Here is a 16,033-nt window from a genome sequence, read left to right on the forward strand (position 1 = left end):
CAGCATCGACACACGTGTTGACCGTTCCGGGCCGATGCGGTTGTCGTGGCCGGCCGCGGGTTCCGTGGGGGCGCGGGGAACCGCGCGACCGGGCCCGGCCGCCCCGCGGGTCCGTCACCACGCCGGCCGCGTGCCGTTCACCCCCCGATGTCCTCCGGGTGCGTCAACTCCGTTCGGCGCAGGATGAGTTCACGGCCGAGCAGCAGGGCACCGCGTGAGGCGGGCACCGGGTCCGGCAGGGTCGTCAGGTCGGTGAGGTGGGCGAAGCCGATGACGCGGCGCACGATCTCGGTGCCCGCGAAGCCCACCGAGTCCGTCCGGACGCGGCGCAGGAAGCGGTCGAGGTAGGCGTCGTCGAAGAAGGTGTCGACGCGGGTCGGCCACAGCCGGCGGAACTCCTGCTCGAACCCCTCCCAGGACAGGCGGAGTTGCTCCTGGTGGTCGGTGACCGTGCCGAGGGCCCGCGCCCGTTCCCGGGCGACGAGGACGTTGGCCCAGTAGAGGCCGAGGTCGTAGCCGATCGGGCCGACGAAGGAGAACTCGGGGTCGAAGACCCGTATCACCGGGGCGCCTTCGCGCTCGCCGACCATGACGCTGCCGGTGTGCAGGTCACCGTGGAGCAGTGCCTGCGCGGACGTCATGAAGGTGTGGCGCAGGTCGGCGACCTCGGTGCGCAGGCGGGTGTCGGCGCGGAACTCGGCGGCGAGGTCGTCGAGCCCGGGGTGCCAGTGGTTGTGCTCGTGCTCGACGTACGGCTCGGAGAGGACCACGTCCTCGGTGATCTTGCACAGTTCAGGGCTCACGGAGGCCGCGATCAAGGCCTTGCGCTCGGCGGACGGCATGCCGAAGTCGCTGGTGGCGAAGGCGAGCTGGGCGACGAACTCGCCGACCCGGCGCGAGGTGTCCGGGCCGTAGGAGCCGCCCTCGTTGAGGACCGTGCGCAGCACCTCGAGGTCGGACATGTCCTCCATGACGAGGGCGTGGTTCTCGGCGTCGTAGCCGTGGATCACCGGGATCTTGTCCGGGGCGACCCTGGCGACCTGCGCGTAGGCGCGGGCCTCGGCGTCGGCGCGATCGGGGCTCATCGGCCAGGAGGGGCCCGCGACCCGGACCCAGGGCAGGGCCTGCTTCACGGCGAGGCGGTGGGTGCCGTCGTCGTTCGACGCGAGGAACACCCGGTTCATGTTGCCGTCGGAGACCTCGCGGACCCGGATGTCGCCGAGGTCGTCCCAGTGGCCGCGCTCGCGCAGGTACGCGGGCACGTCCTCGGTCTCCAGGATGCGGTAGCCCATGTGAACTCCCTTATGCGGTGCGGCGCTTGGACAGGGTGAAACTGAAGACCAGGGCGAGGATGAGCACCGCGCCCTCGACGACGTCCTGGGTGTAGTAGGGCAGGCCCTTGATGGTCAGGCCGGTGGTGATGATGCCGATCAGGACGGCGCCCAGGGCGGTGCCCCAGACGTTCGGGCGGCCCCGGCCGAGGACGGAGGTGCCGACCAGGGCGACCGCCACCGCCTCCAGCAGCTGGGAGGTTCCGGCCGAGACGTCCCCCTGGCCGATGCGGGCCGCGAGGATGAGGCCGCCGATCGAGGCGAGGACACCGGACAGGACGTAGGCGAGGGCCCGGTAGGCGCCGACGCGGATGCCGGCCAGCCGGGAGGCCTCCGGGTTGGCGCCGATCGCGTACAGGACGCGGCCCCAGCGGGTGCGGGCGAGGAACACCCAGGCGACGACCGTGAGCGCGCCGAAGATCAGCACCGAGATGGGGATGCCGAGGACCGTGCCCCGGTCGATGCGCAGGAACCCGTCGGTGAACTTCCCCGGCGCCGTGCTGCCGTCCGACTGGGTCATGCCGGGGGTGATGGACTGGCCGTCGACGAGGATGAGTTTGGTGCCCTGGATCACGAACATGGTGCCGAGCGTGGCCAGCATGTCGGGGATCTTCAGGACGACGATCAGCAGCGCGTTGAGCAGTCCGGCGAGCGCGCCCGCCGCGACGACGGCGAGGATCGCGACCAGGCCGACCTGGTTGTACGTGACCATCGTCTTGGCGGCGACCGTGACGCCGAGCCCGGCGACGGCGCCGACGGACATGTCCATTCCGCCGACGGCCATGGTGAGGGTCACGCCCAGGCCGAGGATCGCGGCGACGGAGACGTACCGGAGGGTGTCGAGAAGCGTCGCGGAGTCCCGGAAGGACGGCTCGCTGAGCGCGAAGTACGTGAAGAGCGTGACGGTGACGAAGATGAAGCCGTACTTGATGACGGCGCTCTGGACGCGCAGACCGGTGGAGGTCGCGGGCGGGGCCGCCGCCTTGGTGGGCACCTCGGTGCTCCGGGTGAGGGTCATGGCGTGCTTCCTGGGGTGGCTTTCCGTGCGGCCGGCATCAGACGGACGCCGAGATGGTCTGGATGACGCGGTCGCGCTCCGCGTCCTGTCCGTACGCGTCGAGGTGGATCTCCCCCGCGGCGAGGACGACGACCCGGTCGGCGACCTCCAGCACCTCGTCGACGTCGGCGGACAGGACGACGACGGCGGCTCCCTCGGCGGCGAGGGCCCGGGCGCGGCGGCCGATGTCACGGCGGGCTCCGATGTCCACGCCTCGGAACGGCTCGTCCAGGATGAGGACGCGGGGGCGTTCGGCGAGCCAGCGGCCGACAACGACCTTCTGCTGGTTGCCGCCGGACAGCTCCTCCACGGCGCTGTGTTCGTCGCGGGCGACGACGCCGAGCCGCTCGATGGTGTCGCGGCCGAGGGCGTTCTCCCTGCGCCGGCTCACCAGCCCCGTGGTGGAGAGGCTCCTGAGGAAGGGCAGCGAGATGTTCTGGGCCAGCGACCAGCCGGGGACGAGTGCGTCGGCGTGGCGGTCCTCGGGGACGAGGTGCACTCCGCGCCGGATCGCGTCGGCGGGGCGGCGGGGCGCGTACGGCGTGCCGTCCAGCTCCACGGTCCCGCTCGGGAACGGCTCGGCGCCGAAGAGACCGCGGGCCAGCTCCGTCTTGCCCGCCCCCAGCAGACCGACCACACCGGTGACTTCACCCGCCCGCAGGTCCAGGTCCTGGGGAGGGTGACCGGGGAGCAGCGGTACGCCCCGCAGTGAGACGGCGATCTCACCCGAGCCGGGGCCGATACCCTGCCGGGCGTCCGCGGGACGGGCCGTCTCCGCGCCCTGGGACTGCGCGAGCATGGCGCGCAGCGCGCGGTCCCAGTCGAAGGGTTTGGACTGGTCCTCGGTGAGACGGCCGTCCCGCAGGACGACCAGCCGGTCGGCCAGGGCGTCGATCTCGCCGAGGCGGTGGGAGACGTACAGGACGGCGATGCCGTCGTCCCGCATCCGCTCGACGAGCGTGAACAGGCGCTCGGCCTCGGCGGCGGAGAGGGCCGAGGTCGGCTCGTCGAGGACGAGGAGCCTCGGACTGGTCGCGAGGGCCCGGGCCAGGATGAGCAACTGCCGGTCGGAGATGCCGAGTTCGGTGACGTCCCGTTTGAGGACCGTGTCGCTCCAGCCGAGGTCGAGCGCCGACTGGATCTCCCGGGCGCGGGCCAGCAGCCTGCGCCCGTCGAGGAACGGGTTGCCCCGCTGCCTGGCCAGCTCCTCGAAGACCAGGTTCTCGGCGACGGTCAGGCCGGGGACGATGCCCTCACCGATCCGCTGGTGCACGGTCTGGATGCCCAGTCGGCGGGCGTCGAGCGGGGACCGGAGGGCGGCGGGTTCGCCGTTCACCTCGACCTCCCCGCTGTGGTCGGTGTGCACCCCGGAGAGGATCTTGATCAGGGTGGACTTGCCCGCGCCGTTGGCGCCCAGCAGCGCGACGACGCTGCCCGGTGCGATGTCCAGCGAGACGGACTCCAGGACGGTGCGGCCGCCGAAGGCCATGCCGACCCCACGCAGCCGCACCGCCACACGGCCCTCGGGTGGGCCGGCGGGTGGGTCAGTGGGCGAGCCAGCGGGTGACTCAGTGGGTGAGTCAGTGGGCGACATTGGGGATCCAGTCGGCCGTGCTGACCTTGGCGAGGTTCAGTGCGGGCAGCGCCTTGCGCAGCTGGTCCATGTTCCCGATGCCCTTGCTCTTCAGGAAGTCCTGGGTGATCGCGACGGCCGGGAACTCGACCGAGGTCTTGTTCAGCTCGCCGGCGAGTTCCAGGGCGGCGGTGCGGACGACGGCCGCGCCGACCGCCGACGGGTCCGTGCCCGCCGTGGCGACCCAGGGGCTGCCCTTGGCGGTCATGTTCTGGATGTCGGCGTTGGAGACGTCCGCGCCGAAGACCTTCACCCGGTCCTGGAGCTTCTTGTTCTGGACGGCGAGGACGGTGCCCTTGGCGAGTTCGTCGTACGGGGCGAAGACGCCCGCCACGTCCGAGTGCTGGGTGAGGGCGGCGCTGACCAGGGGCACGTTGTCGGTGGCCGTGGAGTCGGTGACCTTGCCGACCTTGAACTGCTGCTTCCAGCCGTTGGCGTCGGCCGTCTTCTTCCACACGCTGTCGCGCTTGTCGAGGGCGGCGTAACCGGCGACGTTGACGTAGCCGACCTTCGCGTCCTTGCCGAGTTCGCCGGCCATCACGTCGAGGACGGCCTGGGCCATGCTGGCGTCGTCCTGCTTGGTGGAGACGACACCCTTGGTGGCGGTCTCCACGTCGTAGACGACGACCTTGATGCCCTTCTTCACCGCCTTGTCGATCTCCGGCTGGATCGTGGCCGGGAAGCCGTGATCGACGATGATCGCCCGGGCCCCGGAGTTGATGGCCGAGGAGAGGTCGGTGGCCTGCTTGGCATTGTCCGCCTGGGCGTCGTACACCGTCAGGTCGATGCCGAGGGCCTTGGCCTGGGCCTTGGCTCCGTTGCCCCACTGCTCGAAGTAGTCGCCGGCGCCGCTCTGCCGGACCAGGGCGACCTTGACCCTGCCCTCGCTGAAGGGCGCGGGCTTCTTGCCGGTGGCGGCGGACGCCGACGCGGCGGAGTCGCCGGCCGTCTCCGAGGCGTTGGAGGACTGCGAGCAGCCCGCGAGGAGCAGGGCGGAGACGGATGCCAGCGAGAGCGCGGCGAGCGGCAGACGGGTACGGGACATGACGGCTCCAGGAGCGGTGCAGAGGGGGATGAAGAGGGCGTGCGGGGGCGCGGGTCCGGAGCGCCGGGCGGGGGCCGGAATCCAGCCACGGCCGCGGGCGCCGGAAGACCTCGTAGGCGTCACGGGTACCGGTGGGGATCCCGTGGTGCGGAGGCGTCCGGGGCGCTCCGGATCAGGTCAGCGACAGCGTGCTGTGGTCGACCGGAGCAAGTCCACGTACAGCCGCCGCACGAGCAGCAGCGTCTTCATACGCAGATCATGAGAACGATTCCAGCCAGCCGTCAAAGTATTGGGACCGGTTTCTCAGTGGTTGAGACAACAAGTTCGTCACACTCGGCCGAGTGCCGGTCCGGAGTTACGATCTCGGGACCGGCACCCGACCCGGGACAGTGAGGTTCCGATGACGACACCAGGCGCGACAGCGATGCGACGCTGTACCGGCGCGGCGTGTCGCGGCTGACCACAGGTCCGGATCCCCTGCTGATCCCCTCTTCGGTCCGCCGCCCGCCGCGCGGCACCGTGCCCCTCCCTCGTCGACCGGTCCGGCCGCCTGTCCACCATCCGGACAGGCGTCCACCGCGCTCCTCCGTCCCGCGTCCTTTCCTCTTCGCCCCTCCTCACTCCTGGAGTTGCTCCCATGACCCTGCTGACCACGTGGCCCGAGTCCGGTCCCGGGACGACGGTGCGCCGCACCTCCGACCCCGTCGAGATCGCCGCCGCGCTCGCTCCGCTCGGTGTGCGGTACGAACAGTGGCCGGTCCGCGAGGACGTCCCCGCGGACGCCGACAGCGACACCGTCTTCGCCGCGTACGGACCGGAGATCGACCGGCTCAACGCCGAGGAGGGCTTCACCACGGTCGACGTCCTCGGGCTGCACCCGAGCGACGACCCGGAGTACCCCGTGAAGGCGAAGGCCGCGCGGGAGAAGTTCCTCCAGGAGCACACGCACGACGACGATGACGAGGTCCGGTTCTTCGTCTCGGGCTCCGGGATCTTCTATCTGCACGTGAACGGCGAGGTGCACGCCGTGTTCTGCGAGAAGGGCGACCTGCTGGGTGTGCCGCGCGGCACGACGCACTGGTTCGACATGGGGACGTCGCCGGCGTTCACCGCGATCCGCTTCTTCCACGAGGAGGACGGCTGGATCGGCAGCTTCACCGGCTCGGCCATCGCCGGCCGCTTCCCCGACTACGACACCATCGCGGCGGGGTACGAGCGGGACCGGTCCGCGGCGTGAGCCCCCGGCCGGCGGTCGACGTGGACGCCGTGGTGCTCGACATCGAGGGCACCACGAGCGCCACGGGCTTCGTCGTCGACGTGCTCTACCCGTACTCGCGCTCCCGTTTCGGAGCGCTGCTGACGGAGCGGAGCGACGATCCGGACGTGCTGCGGGCACTCGCCCAGGTGCGCGAACTGCTCGGCGAGCCGGACGCCGACGCCGTACGGGTCGAGAAGGCGCTCGCCGAGTGGCTCGACGAGGACGTGAAGGCCACCCCCCTGAAGACCCTTCAGGGCCTCATCTGGTCCGAGGGGTTCGCGCAGGGCGACCTGGTCTCCCACTTCTACGACGACGTGGTGCCGGTACTGCGCCGCTGGCACCGTGACGGCGTACGGCTGCTCGTGTACTCGTCCGGGTCCGTGGCCGCGCAGCGCGCGTGGTTCGCGAGCAGCCCGGACGGTGATCTGCTGCCGCTCGTCGACGGGTTGTACGACACCGAGAACGCGGGGCCCAAGCAGGAGCCGGAGTCCTACCGCCGTATCGCCGGATCGGCCGGCGTGGCGGCAGGCCGTCTCCTGTTCCTGTCCGACCGGCCGGGCGAACTGGACGCGGCCCGCGAGGCGGGCTGGCACACCGTCGGGATCCGGCGGCCCGGGGAGCCGTACTACGAGCAGGGCGTCGGTGACCACGCGCAGGCGGGGACGTTCGACGAGATCAGCATCAGCACTTCAGGGAGCACGACGTGAGCACCGACATCAGCACACTCGATCTGGAGGAGGCGGGCGCCGTCCTCGCCGCCGAGTCCGCCCGCTTCGCCTCCTTCGGCTGGATGCGCGGCACCTCCGGGAACCTGTCGGTGGTGCTCTCCCGCGACCCGCTGCGGCTCGCGGTCACCGCCAGCGGCCACGACAAGGGTGAACTGACGCCCGCGGACGTCGTCCTGGTCGACGCCGAGGGCGCGGCGGTGAGCGGCGGCAGGCCGTCCGCCGAGGCCGCGCTGCACGCGCGCGTGGCCGCCCTGACCGGCGCGGGCGCCGTGGTGCACGTGCACACGGTGGCGTCGGTGGCGCTGGGCCGGCGCTCGCCCGGCGGGATCGTCCTCAAGGACCTGGAGATGCTCAAGGGGGTCGGCCAGCCCGCGCACGACGTGGAGGTCACCCTTCCCGTCATCGCCAACAGCCAGGACATGAAGGTCCTCGGCGACCGCCTGGAGGCGGCCCGCGACCCGCGGATGCCGGCGGTGGTCGTGGCCGGCCACGGCCTGTACGTGTGGGGCGACGACCCTCGCCGGGCACGCCACCACACGGAGGTCGTGGAGTGGCTCCTGGAGCTGGAACTCACGGGCCGCTGACCGGGGTTCACGCGGGAGGGAGGAGGAGAGGGGCCGAGGCCACGCCCCCTCCTCCCTGACCCGGCCACGCCCTAGCGCAGCCGGTCCCCCGGCAACTCCCCCGCGGACACCTCCAACACGCCCCGCTCGGTGACCAACCCCGTGACGAGGCGTCCCGGGGTCACGTCGAACGCAGGGTTGTGCCCACGGGACTCGGCCGGAGCCGTCCGCACCCCGGACCACTCCAACACCTCGTCCTCACCCCGCAGTTCGATGTGGATGTCGGACCCCGTCGCCGTGGAGAGGTCGACCGTCGTCGTGGGCGCGGCCACGAGGAACGGCACCCCCGCGTCGGCGCACGCCAGTGCGACCCCCACCGTGCCCACCTTGTTCGCCGTGTCGCCGTTGGCGGCGATCCGGTCCGCGCCGACCACCGCCGCGTCGACCTCGCCCCGCAGGATCGTCCCGGCGGCGGCCCCGTCCGCCTGGACGAAGTGCGGGATCCCCTCCTGGACCAGCTCCCAGGCGGTCAGCCGCGACCCCTGCAGCAGGGGCCGCGTCTCGTCGGCGTACACGACCTCGAGCCGTCCCCGGGCGTGCAGTTCACGGATGACACCGAGCGCGGTGCCCCATCCCGCCGTGGCCAGCGCCCCGGTGTTGCAGTGGGTCAGTACCCGCAGTGGCCGGTCCCCGCCGACCCGCTTGAGCAGCCAGTCCGCCCCGAACGCCCCCATCGCCCGGTTCGCCGCCACGTCCTCGCGCTGCACCTGGGCCGCCTCGGCGAGCACCGCGTCGAGCCCGTCGTCGAAGCGGGTCAGCACCCGGTCGACGCACACCATGAGGTTCACCGCGGTGGGCCGCGCCGCACGGACGCGCGCCACGGCCGCGAGCACCTCCTCGCGCGACCATCCCTCGCGCTCCCCCTGGAGCATCGCGAGCGCCACCCCGTACGCACCCGCCGCCCCGATCGCGGGCGCCCCCCGCACGACGAGCCGCCGGATCGCGTCCACGAGGTCGTCCACGTCGCGGACTCGGCGGGTCTCGGTGCGGTGCGGGAGAACCGTCTGGTCGATGAGCGCGAGGCTGTTTCCGGTCCAGTCGACAGCGCGCAGTTCCTGGGGCATGGCGGGACACTCCTGATGTTCCGAAGATGCGCGACACCGTACATGACCTCGAAGAACCACAGTTCGAGACAACCGGGCGGATGTCCGGAAACCGGTGTTACAGTCCAGCACCCGCAGCCCTGAAGGCCGATGTGAAGGAGGACGTGTTGTTGCTGACGACGCGCCGCTTCCTCGACCACGGCCACTGCGCAAGCGACGGCTGTCGACGCTGACCGCCGAGACGCCGGCTCCTGCTCCGGCGTCCCCCGTGCTTCTCTCCTCGCCCCGCGCTCGCCTCTCGGCGTTCCCGCTCGTCGAGCGCGCACCGCCGCACGCAGCTTCCCGGAAGGCCGCTCCCATGCCCCGTACCCACAGATCCCGCTCGCTCCGCCTCGCCGCCCTCGCCACCGCGCTGCTCGCCGCGGCGGCCACCGGCTGCAACGCCGCCGCGAAGGACGACGGCTCGTCCTCCGGCGCCAAGAACGGCGGCCCGTCCTTCACGCTGGTGACGCCGGACCCGGTCGGGCAGAACGAGTTCCTGAAGCTGGCCGTCGACGGCCTGAAGACCGCGGCCAAGGCGCACGACGGGTCGCAGAAGGTCTACCAGTCCTCCGACCCCGCCTCGCAGCAGCAGAACGTGCAGGCCGCGGTCGACGCCGCGCCGGACGTCGTCGTGCTGATCGGCTTCGAGTTCGCCGACACGGTCGCACAGCAGGCCGAGGCCCACCCCGAGCAGCAGTTCCTGGTGATCGACGCCTGCACGAAGAAGACGTACGCGAACGTGAGTTGCGCCGTCTTCCGTGAGCACGAGGGTGTCTACCTGGCGGGCGCCGAGGCCGGTCTGCTCAGCGAGAGCGGCAAGGTCGGGGCGGTGGACGTGCTCGACACCCCGCAGTTCCGGCGCTACAGCGACCCGTTCGCGGCCGGCGCCGAGAAGGTCGCCCCGAAGACGACCGCGAGCACCCGCTTCGTCGGCGGCCAGTCGCCGTTCGACGACTCGGCACGCGCCAAGGAGCAGGCGAACTCGCTGCTCGCCAAGGGCGCCGACCAGATCATGGCGGCGGCCGCGGCCGGCAACTACGGCGTCTTCGAGGCGGCCGAGGCGAAGAAGGCGTACGCGTACGGCGTCGACGTCAACCAGTGCACGGCCGCTCCCGGCACCGTCGTCGACAACGTGATCAAGAAGACCGACGTCGCCGTGCAGGAGGGCATCGAGCAGGTCCTCAAGGGCAAGGCCGGCAAGACCGTCTCGTACGGCCTCAAGGAGGGCGGCATCAGCCTGACGGGCCTCGAGGACGGGGTGGAGTCGTCGAAGTGCGTGATCGCCGAGCACAAGGACGTACTGAAGAAGGTCGAGGCGCTGCGCGACCAGATCGTGTCCGGAGAGCTGACGGTCGATGACCCCGCCGCCAAGTGACGTTCCGGCCGCGGGCGTCGGTGTCCCCGAGGGGGCGCCGACGGCCGTCGCCGCACTGCCCCCGGCCGTCGAGCTCCGCGGGATCACCAAGCGTTTCCCCGGCACCCTCGCCAACGACTCGGTCGACCTGACGGTCCGGCGCGGTGAGATCCACGCGCTGATGGGCGAGAACGGCGCGGGCAAGTCCACGCTGATGTCGGTCCTGTACGGGATGGAGCGGCCGGACTCGGGGTCGATACGTGTCGACGGGCGCGAGGTGTCCTTCGGCAGCCCGAGTGCCGCGATGGCCGCCGGGCTCGGCATGGTCCACCAGAGTTTCAAGCTGTTCGACTCGCTGACGGTCGCCGAGAACGTCGTCTACGGGGCCGAGCCGCGCCGCTTCGGTCTGCTGGACCGGGCCACGGCGCGGCGCCGGGTTCGCGAACTCGCCGCCGAGCACGGGCTCGCCGTCGACCCGGACCGCCGGGTCGGCGACCTGCCGGTCGGGCTTCGGCAGCGCGTGGAGATTCTCAAGCTGCTGCACCGCGGGGCCCGTACGCTCATCCTCGACGAGCCGACGGCGGTGCTGACGCCCGCCGAGGCCGACGCCCTGTTCGTGGTGCTCAGATCGCTGACCGCGCAGGGGCGCACGGTGATCCTTGTCACGCACAAGCTGCGTGAGGTGCTCGAAGTCAGCGACAACGTGACCGTGCTGCGGGACGGGCGGGTCGTCGCCCGGCTGCGTACGGCGGACACGAGCGGCGCCGGGATCGCGGCCGCGATGACCGGCCGCGCCGTCGAACTGGACCGCGTCCACCCGCCGGGCACGCCCGGTGACGTCGTGCTGGACGTCGAAGGGCTCAGCACGGCGGGCGTGCACGACGTCCGGCTGTCCGTGCGTGCCGGGGAGATCGTCGGCATCGCGGGCGTCGCGGGCAACGGCCAGAGCGAGCTCGTCGAGACGCTCGCCGGGCTGCGGCCGGTCACCGCCGGGCGGGTCGGACTGCGGGGCGAGGACATCACGCGCGCCTCGGCCACCGAGCGGCGTGCGAAGGGCCTCGCGTACGTTCCGGAGGACCGTCACGCGGTGGGCACCGCACCCGCGGCCTCCGTCGTGGACAACCTCGCCATGGGACACCACCGCACCACGCTGTCCTCGCGGCACGGCCTGCTGCCCCCGTCGGCCGTACGCTCCCACGCGCGCGAGCTCGTGGAGCGCTTCGGCATCAAGGCGTCCACGCCCGACGGGCCGGCCTCCGCCCTGTCGGGCGGCAATCTCCAGAAGCTCCTGATCGGCCGCGAACTGGCCCACGGGGCGCCCCTGTTGCTGGTGGAGCAGCCCACGCGCGGGGTGGACATCGGCGCGATCCAGGCCATCCACGACGAGTTGATCGCCTATCGCGACGCGGGCCACGCCGTGCTCCTCGTCTCCGCCGAACTGAGCGAGATCCGCGGCCTCTGCGACCGGATCCTGGTGATGTACGAGGGCCGCGTGACAGCCTCGTACGACAGGCCGGACGCGGACGAGGCGACGCTCGGCCTGGCCATGGCGGGCGGCACGGAGCACTCCCCGGGCCCGGCGCCCTCCACGGTCCCGGCCCCGCCCACGAGCACGGCGGACCCCACCGGCTCGGCGACGGCCGCAGGCCCGGCGCCGACGGCGCCCGCAGGCACCCCACCTTCCGCGAACGCTTCCGCCCCCGCGGACGCGGAGACAGCCGCAGGCACAAAGAGCCCCGCGGGCGCGGGGCCGACGGCGGACACGACGGCCTCCGCAGGTGCGGCGGTCGAGGTGCCGGCCCGGACCACCGCCCCGCTCCACGACCCCGCGCCGGACGGAGACTGACATGGCCGTGGCTCGTATCAAGGGAGCACTGCGCTCCCCTGTCACCTTCTCCGTCGTCGCCGGGCTCCTCATCGGCGCCCTGTTCCTGGTCGGCACCGGCGCCGATCCGCTCGCCGCGTACGGGGCCGTCATCACCGGTTCGCTCGGGGCCGACGGGATCGGGGCGACGCTCAGCACCGGGACCAGCGTGCTGGGGATGGCGCTCGCGCTGGCGATCCCGCTGCGCGCCGGGCTCATCAACCTCGGCGGGGACGGGCAGATGGTGCTCGGCGGCATCGCGGCCGCCGTCACCGGCCTGTACTCGCCGCTGCCCGCGCCGCTCACCGTCGTACTCGCGCTGCTCGCCGGGGTCGCGGCGGGCGCCGCGTACGCCGCGCTGGCCGCGCTGTGCGAGAACCGGTTCGGGGTGCCGCTGCTGGTCAGCAGCCTGCTGCTCAGCTATCCGGCGACCTCGTTCGCCTCGTATCTGGTGCGGTATCCGCTCAAGGAGCCCGGCTCCAGCCTGCCTCAGACGCGGCGGCTCCCGGAGGGGGTGGCGCTGCCCGCCTTCGGCACGTCGACCGTGACGGCGGGACTGGTCCTGGTCGTCCTGGCGGCAGCCGCGTACTGGTTCGCCGACCGGCGCACGGCCATCGGGTACGAGATCCGGATGACCGGGCTCAACCCCCGCTTCGCCGCGTACGCGGGAGTGGAGCGCAAGGGGCTCACGCTCCGGCTGGTGGCGACCTCCGGCGCGCTCGCCGGACTGGTCGGCTCGATCGGTGTCCTGAGCTTCCCCTACCGCTTCCTCGACGGAGCGCTGACCGCTCCCGGCTACACCTGGACGGGCCTCACCGCGGCGCTGCTCGCCGCGGCGGCCCCGCTGGGCACGGTGCTGGCGTCGTTCTTCTTCGCCGTCCTCCAGGTCGGCGGGCTGTCGATGGAGCGCACCACCGAGGTTCCGCGCGAGCTGACCCAGGTACTCCAGGCCATCGTCATCGTGTTCCTCGCGGCGCGGCTGCGCTTCCCGCGCCGACGGCGGAGGAAAGACCAAGAGAGCGTCGCCCAGGGGGAGTTCGCCTGATGTTCTTCGACTCCGATCTCCTCATGTCGGCGCTGCGCGCGCTGACGCCGATCCTGCTCGCCGCACTCGGCGGCGCCGTGTGCGAGCGTGCGGGCGTCTTCAACATCGGCCTCGAGGGCATGATGCTGATGGGCTGCTTCACCGCCGTCACCACCAGCTGGTTCACGGGCAGCCCCTGGCTGGGTGTCCTGGCGGCCGCGCTCGCCGCCGCCGCGTACTCGCTGATCCTCGCCGTGGGCGCGGTCACACTGCGCGGCGACGCGGTCGTGCTCGGCATCGCCATGAACCTCCTGGCCGTGGGGCTGACCAGCTTCCTGCTGCGTACGATCTTCGGCGTGCAGGGCACTTTTGACGATCCGTCACTCGCCGGGCTGCCACTGGTCGGTGGGCTCTCGCCCCTCGCGTATCTGGCGTGGGCGGCGGTCGGCGTGGCCGCGCTGCTGCTGTCCCGCCATGTGTGGGGGCTGCGGCTGCGCGGGGTCGGTGAGGCCCCGGACGCCGCGGCCACACTCGGGGTGAGCCCGACCCGCCACAAGTACGCGGCCGTACTCGCGTCCGGTGTGCTGTGCGGGCTCGCCGGGGCACAACTCGCCCTGGGCAACGTCACGTTGTTCTCCGAGAACATGACGGCCGGCCGGGGCTGGATCGCCGTCGTCGCGGTCATGCTCGGGCGCGCCCTGCCGCTCGGCGTGCTGCTCGCCGCGCTCCTCTTCGGTCTGGCCGAGGCCGCGGGCTTCCGTCTGCAGGGCCTCGGTCTGCCGCAGCAGGCGACCGACGCCGCGCCGTACGTCGTCACGCTCGGCGCCCTCTTCCTCAGCACGGCGCAGCGTCGCCGCCGCAACAGCCGTACGACTGGAGTCACTTCATGACGCAGAATCCGGCCCCCATCACGCGCATACCCCGTACCGGGCTGCCGCCGCGCGCGGTCGTCGTGGGTGACCCCGCGCGCGCCGCGGCCGTCGCGGCGCTGCTCGACGGCGCCGAGGAGGTCTCGTACCACCGCGAATACCGCGCTTTCACCGGGAGTTGGAAGGGCGTGCCGGTCGTCGTCGCCTCCCACGGGGTGGGCGCTCCGGGGGCGATCCTGCTCTTCCAGGAGCTGGCCGACGCGGGTGTGGACACCTTCCTGCGGTTCGGCACGGCGGGTGCGATGCGGCCCGGAATCCGCGACGGCGACCTCGTCATCGCGGAGGCGGCCGTGCGCGACGACGGTGTGACCCAGCAGTTGCTGCCGCCCGAGTACCCGGCGGTGGCCGCGCCGGAGGCGGTGCTCGCGCTCCAGCGGGCGGCGCGGGAGCAGGGCGCCGCGCACCACCGCGGCTTCGTGTGGACGCGGGCCGCCTTCCAGCCGGGGCTGATACCGCTGACCTCGTACGACGGGGCGGGGCTCGCGGCCATCGAGATGGAACTGTCCGCGCTGTACGTGACGGCCTCACTGCGCGGGCTGACGGCGGGCGGCGTGCTCGTGATCGACGGCGCGAACGCGGACGAACTCGTCGACGAGGCCGCCACCGGCGGCTACGACCCGCATCGTGAGATCGTCGCGGCGGGCGTGGAGCGCGGCGGTGTGGTCGCGCTGGAGGCCCTGCGTCTGCTCGCGGAAGCATCGGAGACCGCACTGTGACCGTCCCCGCCCAACGCCCTGCCCCCGCCGACCTGTTGATCCACGGCGGTGACGTCCTCACCGTCGACGAGGCCGGCACGCTCGTACCCGACGGAGCCGTGGCCGTCCGCGACGGCGCGATCGTCGAGGTCGGACCGGCCCGCGAGCTGCGGTCGCGGTACAGGGCCGCCGACACCCTCGACGCGACGGGCTGCCTCGTGCTCCCCGGCCTGGTCAACACGCACACGCACCTCGCGATGACGCTGCTGCGCGGCCGCGCCGACGACGTGACGCTCCAGGGCTTCCTGGAGCGCGTGCTCCGCTGGGAGAGCGAGCTGCTGTCGGCGGACAGCGTCGCTTCGGCGATCCGGGTGGCGATCGCGGAGAGCGTACGGGCCGGGGTGACGTCGGCGCTCGACATGTACTGGTTCCACGAGGCCGCCGAGCAGGTCGCCCGGGAGGCCGGCTGGCGGTTGCACACCGGGCCCACCTTCATGGACGTACCGGACCCGGCAGACGGCATCGCGTACGAGGACCGGCTGGAGTGGGCGCGCCGCGACCTGGCGGGCCGTGCGTGGCCGCCCGGGACCCGCCCGGTGCTCTTCGCGCACTCCGCCTACACCCTCTCCCCCGGGCAGCTGACCGACATCGCCGCCCTGGCACGGGAGTTCGGCGCGCTGCTGCACATGCACGCGGCGGAGAACGCCACCGAGGTCGCCACCGTCGAGTCGCGGTACGGCAGACGGCCGGTGGAGCTGCTCGACTCGCTCGGCCTGCTCGGCCCGGACCTCCTGCTGGCCCACGCCGTGGACCTCTCGGACACCGAGATCGCCGCTCTGGCCCGTACCGGCACGTCGGTCGCCCACTGCCCCGTGTCGAACCTCAAACTGGGCTGCGGCATCGCCCCCGTGCCGCGGCTGCTGGGCGCGGGCGTGACCGTCGGACTCGGCACGGACGGCGCGGTCAGCTCCAACACCCTGGACGTGCTGCGCGCGGCGGGCCTCGCCGCCCTGGTGCACAAGGCCGGTGGGGACCCCACCGCGGTCGGCGCCGAGCAGGCCGTGCGCATGGCCACGATCGAGGGCGCCCGGGCCCTGGGGCTCGACGCCCGGCTCGGTTCGCTGGAGGCGGGAAAGCGGGCCGACGTGATCGTCCTGGACCTCGGACGTCCGCATCTGGCACCCCGCCACGACCCGTGGTCGACGCTCGCGTACGCCGCCCGGGCCGAGGACGTCCGGGACACGCTCGTCGACGGCCGGGTCCTGATGCGCGACCGTGTACTCACCACGCTCGACGAGGCCGCCGCGCTTGCGGACCTGGCGGCTCTCGTGTCACGGTCCGACCTGGTGTGATCGCCCGGGACGGGTTCGCCGGGGCGACGGAAGCCGCATAATAAGACATCGGATG

General features: G+C 72.4%; 14 protein-coding genes and 1 pseudogene. 10 read left to right on the forward strand and 5 right to left on the reverse strand.

The features are described from left to right. Nucleotides 1-137: 137 nt before the first annotated feature. From mtnK to KUF83_RS13925, 4 genes are read right to left on the reverse strand one after another with little or no spacing between them, the layout of a single operon-like run. Nucleotides 138-1,292, reverse strand: a complete 1,155-nt coding sequence (mtnK, locus tag KUF83_RS13910) for an S-methyl-5-thioribose kinase (protein WP_217454972.1) — start codon at nt 1,290-1,292, stop codon at nt 138-140. A gap of 10 nt (nt 1,293-1,302) precedes the next feature. After that, the gene (locus KUF83_RS13915) at nt 1,303-2,349 is read right to left on the reverse strand and encodes an ABC transporter permease (RefSeq protein ID WP_217454973.1); all 1,047 of its coding nucleotides are present in this window, start codon (nt 2,347-2,349) and stop codon (nt 1,303-1,305) included. Nucleotides 2,350-2,386: 37 nt separating this feature from the next. Beyond that, nucleotides 2,387-3,982, reverse strand: coding sequence for a sugar ABC transporter ATP-binding protein (locus KUF83_RS13920; RefSeq protein ID WP_374106057.1), 1,596 nt, complete (start codon nt 3,980-3,982; stop codon nt 2,387-2,389). Further along, entirely contained in the window at nt 3,969-5,066 is a 1,098-nt protein-coding gene (locus KUF83_RS13925; RefSeq protein ID WP_217454975.1) for a substrate-binding domain-containing protein, read from the reverse strand. The genes KUF83_RS13920 and KUF83_RS13925 overlap by 14 nt, the downstream gene beginning before the upstream one ends. Before the next feature lie 637 nt (nt 5,067-5,703). On the opposite strand from KUF83_RS13925, the gene KUF83_RS13930 reads away from it, so the two are divergent. Genes KUF83_RS13930 through mtnB form a run of 3 tightly spaced genes read left to right on the forward strand, consistent with a single transcriptional unit; the run spans nt 5,704 to nt 7,636 of the window. Next, nucleotides 5,704-6,303 carry an acireductone dioxygenase gene (locus KUF83_RS13930; protein WP_217454976.1) on the forward strand — a complete coding sequence of 200 codons (600 nt, stop codon included), beginning with the start codon at nt 5,704-5,706 and terminating at the stop codon, nt 6,301-6,303. After that, nucleotides 6,300-7,031, forward strand: coding sequence for an acireductone synthase (mtnC, locus tag KUF83_RS13935; protein ID WP_217454977.1), 732 nt, complete (start codon nt 6,300-6,302; stop codon nt 7,029-7,031). Before KUF83_RS13930 ends, mtnC begins: the two co-directional genes overlap by 4 nt. Further along, nucleotides 7,028-7,636 carry a methylthioribulose 1-phosphate dehydratase gene (gene mtnB / locus KUF83_RS13940; RefSeq protein ID WP_217454978.1) on the forward strand — a complete coding sequence of 203 codons (609 nt, stop codon included), beginning with the start codon at nt 7,028-7,030 and terminating at the stop codon, nt 7,634-7,636. Before mtnC ends, mtnB begins: the two co-directional genes overlap by 4 nt. A gap of 71 nt (nt 7,637-7,707) precedes the next feature. On the opposite strand, the gene mtnA is transcribed toward mtnB, so the two are convergent. After that, the gene (mtnA, locus tag KUF83_RS13945) at nt 7,708-8,739 is read right to left on the reverse strand and encodes an S-methyl-5-thioribose-1-phosphate isomerase (protein ID WP_217454979.1); all 1,032 of its coding nucleotides are present in this window, start codon (nt 8,737-8,739) and stop codon (nt 7,708-7,710) included. Between the two features lie 26 nt (nt 8,740-8,765). On the opposite strand from mtnA, the gene KUF83_RS13950 reads away from it, so the two are divergent. From KUF83_RS13950 to KUF83_RS13980, 7 genes and pseudogenes are all read left to right on the forward strand, one after another. Then, nucleotides 8,766-8,951: a hypothetical protein gene (locus KUF83_RS13950; RefSeq protein ID WP_217454980.1), complete on the forward strand. Its 186-nt coding sequence runs from the start codon at nt 8,766-8,768 to the stop codon at nt 8,949-8,951. A 125-nt stretch (nt 8,952-9,076) separates the two neighbouring features. After that, nucleotides 9,077-10,135, forward strand: coding sequence for a BMP family ABC transporter substrate-binding protein (locus KUF83_RS13955; RefSeq protein ID WP_217454981.1), 1,059 nt, complete (start codon nt 9,077-9,079; stop codon nt 10,133-10,135). Further along, nucleotides 10,116-11,675 (forward strand): annotated as a pseudogene (locus KUF83_RS13960) (ABC transporter ATP-binding protein); the annotation flags it as partial. The gene KUF83_RS13955 and the pseudogene KUF83_RS13960, both read left to right, overlap by 20 nt. A gap of 286 nt (nt 11,676-11,961) precedes the next feature. After that, entirely contained in the window at nt 11,962-13,023 is a 1,062-nt protein-coding gene (locus KUF83_RS13965; RefSeq protein ID WP_217454982.1) for an ABC transporter permease, read from the forward strand. Next, entirely contained in the window at nt 13,023-13,892 is an 870-nt protein-coding gene (locus tag KUF83_RS13970) for an ABC transporter permease (protein ID WP_217454983.1), read from the forward strand. The genes KUF83_RS13965 and KUF83_RS13970 overlap by 1 nt, the downstream gene beginning before the upstream one ends. Next, entirely contained in the window at nt 13,889-14,647 is a 759-nt protein-coding gene (locus KUF83_RS13975; protein ID WP_217454984.1) for a nucleoside phosphorylase, read from the forward strand. Before KUF83_RS13970 ends, KUF83_RS13975 begins: the two co-directional genes overlap by 4 nt. Then, nucleotides 14,644-15,978 (forward strand): amidohydrolase, encoded by a 1,335-nt coding sequence (locus KUF83_RS13980; RefSeq protein ID WP_217454985.1) that lies wholly within the window; start codon nt 14,644-14,646, stop codon nt 15,976-15,978. The genes KUF83_RS13975 and KUF83_RS13980 overlap by 4 nt, the downstream gene beginning before the upstream one ends. Nucleotides 15,979-16,033: the final 55 nt, after the last annotated feature.

It is taken from the genome of Streptomyces sp. BV286, assembly GCF_019090165.1.
Classification (GTDB): domain Bacteria; phylum Actinomycetota; class Actinomycetes; order Streptomycetales; family Streptomycetaceae; genus Streptomyces.

Excerpts from the sequence above, each read along its gene's own strand:
- mtnK (WP_217454972.1), bottom strand. The coding sequence starts at position 1,292 with ATGGGCTACCGCATCCTGGAGACCGAGGACGTGCCCGCGTACCTGCGC.
- KUF83_RS13915 (WP_217454973.1), bottom strand. The coding sequence starts at position 2,349 with ATGACCCTCACCCGGAGCACCGAGGTGCCCACCAAGGCGGCGGCCCCG.
- KUF83_RS13920 (WP_374106057.1), bottom strand. The coding sequence starts at position 3,982 with ATGTCGCCCACTGACTCACCCACTGAGTCACCCGCTGGCTCGCCCACT.
- KUF83_RS13925 (WP_217454975.1), bottom strand. The coding sequence starts at position 5,066 with ATGTCCCGTACCCGTCTGCCGCTCGCCGCGCTCTCGCTGGCATCCGTC.
- KUF83_RS13930 (WP_217454976.1), top strand. The coding sequence starts at position 5,704 with ATGACCCTGCTGACCACGTGGCCCGAGTCCGGTCCCGGGACGACGGTG.
- mtnA (WP_217454979.1), bottom strand. The coding sequence starts at position 8,739 with ATGCCCCAGGAACTGCGCGCTGTCGACTGGACCGGAAACAGCCTCGCG.
- KUF83_RS13950 (WP_217454980.1), top strand. The coding sequence starts at position 8,766 with ATGCGCGACACCGTACATGACCTCGAAGAACCACAGTTCGAGACAACC.
- KUF83_RS13955 (WP_217454981.1), top strand. The coding sequence starts at position 9,077 with ATGCCCCGTACCCACAGATCCCGCTCGCTCCGCCTCGCCGCCCTCGCC.
- KUF83_RS13965 (WP_217454982.1), top strand. The coding sequence starts at position 11,962 with ATGGCCGTGGCTCGTATCAAGGGAGCACTGCGCTCCCCTGTCACCTTC.
- KUF83_RS13970 (WP_217454983.1), top strand. The coding sequence starts at position 13,023 with ATGTTCTTCGACTCCGATCTCCTCATGTCGGCGCTGCGCGCGCTGACG.
- KUF83_RS13975 (WP_217454984.1), top strand. The coding sequence starts at position 13,889 with ATGACGCAGAATCCGGCCCCCATCACGCGCATACCCCGTACCGGGCTG.